This window comes from Streptomyces sp. NPDC005281 (assembly GCF_040607495.1).
GTDB lineage: Bacteria > Actinomycetota > Actinomycetes > Streptomycetales > Streptomycetaceae > Streptomyces.
Genome location: NZ_JBEXGX010000103.1, coordinates 1 through 1,348, shown reverse-complemented (window position 1 = coordinate 1,348; position 1,348 = coordinate 1). Strand labels below are relative to the sequence as shown.

At 66.9% G+C, this 1,348-nt stretch carries 1 protein-coding gene and 1 pseudogene; one reads left to right on the top strand and one right to left on the bottom strand.

Annotated features, from left to right (window positions below):
* The first annotated feature begins 525 nt into the window (after positions 1-525).
* Positions 526-1,113 (top strand): hypothetical protein, encoded by a 588-nt coding sequence (locus ABZV42_RS42225; RefSeq protein ID WP_356057568.1) that lies wholly within the window; start codon positions 526-528, stop codon positions 1,111-1,113.
* Positions 1,114-1,166: 53 nt separating this feature from the next.
* Here ABZV42_RS42225 and ABZV42_RS42220 read toward each other — a convergent pair.
* A pseudogene (locus ABZV42_RS42220) lies at positions 1,167-1,259 on the bottom strand (IS5/IS1182 family transposase); the annotation flags it as partial.
* Between the last annotated feature and the right edge of the window lie 89 nt (positions 1,260-1,348).

The window sequence follows — 1,348 nt, the reverse complement described above, 5'->3', positions numbered from 1 at the left end:
CCCATCCGCATACCTCATACACCACGGGATACAGACACCACTCCCGGCTCATCAGGGCCTTCGAGAAAGATCACCCTAACGAGCCGAAGTCAGTAACGCCGTTGCTTTCGGGGCAAAATCACTGCTCGCGAGCGGCGCGAGCGACGACACCGCTCGCCTGTGGGAGACCAGCGTCTCTCAAGCCTCGGACGACGTCTGCCGCTTCACTGGTCCCGACGCCCTCCTCGAATCTGACTGGAAACGCTACGTGCCGCAAATCGGGTTCAATCCTCCATGCCGGTGACGGCCGACCAGCGAGGGGCGGTCGTCACTGCCGAGGCGGAACACCTGGCCCTGGGAAGTCAGCGCCGAGTTTGATGTAGATGCCCCACGCACCCCTCAGCCCATACAACTTGGCGCGACCTGATCCGACAGGGATGACCGCAGCCGACAAGACGTCCGGCCTGACGCTGGTGAAGTGAGCGAGGACCGACGCCAGCTCGGACTGCTCGCGAAGCAGGGTGGCCAGCGTGCACACTCTCTGTCGTGGACACGAAGATGACCAAGAGCGCCGGCGAGCACTGGGTCTGCTCGGTGCTCGCCAGCGCCGGATGGGGTGCCGCGCTCACCCGCGACGGGCTGGAGCGCACCGATATTCTCGCCGTCCGCGCCGATGGCACCCGGCGCATGATCGAGGTACAGGTCAAGACGGCCAGCCCTATGCCGCGGCCGAACTGGCGCTGCGGAACCAAGACGCAACTGCCGTCCCTAAGCGACCGCGAGTGGTTCGTGTTCGTCGCTCTGCGCCCGATGCCTGGGCAGGCACCGGCGTCGTACGTCATCCCGCGCGACCATGTGTGGGCTGCGGCGTGGATGGAGCACCAGGCCTGGCTGACCGAGCCGGGTGTCCCGCCCGGCAAGAGGAACACCGGCTTCGATCAGGCCCGCGTGTACGCGCCGACATGGGAGGGCTACCGGGACGCGTGGGACCTGCTGGAGCAGCCGACGTTGCAGTGCCCGATTCGGCTGCCGCAAGCCTGGAGAGCGTGGGCGGACGACCCGCGCGTCGGCTTGCCGCCGAAGCACCCTTGGAGGGATGCCCTCCCCGACTGGCAGGCAGTGCAAGGCTCGTAGCTCTCACAGTGGCCTATGAGATCCCAACAAAGACGCTGAACGTGCCGGTGGGTGATCAGGCAGGTGGCGAGGCCGAGGAAGGCCTCGTGGATGTCGTCGCGTCGCTCCCAACGGATCCGCAGTCGTCGAAAGCCGCGCAGCCAGGCGGTTGGGTCGGCCGCGCGGCGAGGTGCTCACCATGAGGGCGAGTCCTGTTCCGCGCGGCCTCCCGCCGAACCGGACATGACGGTTTCCC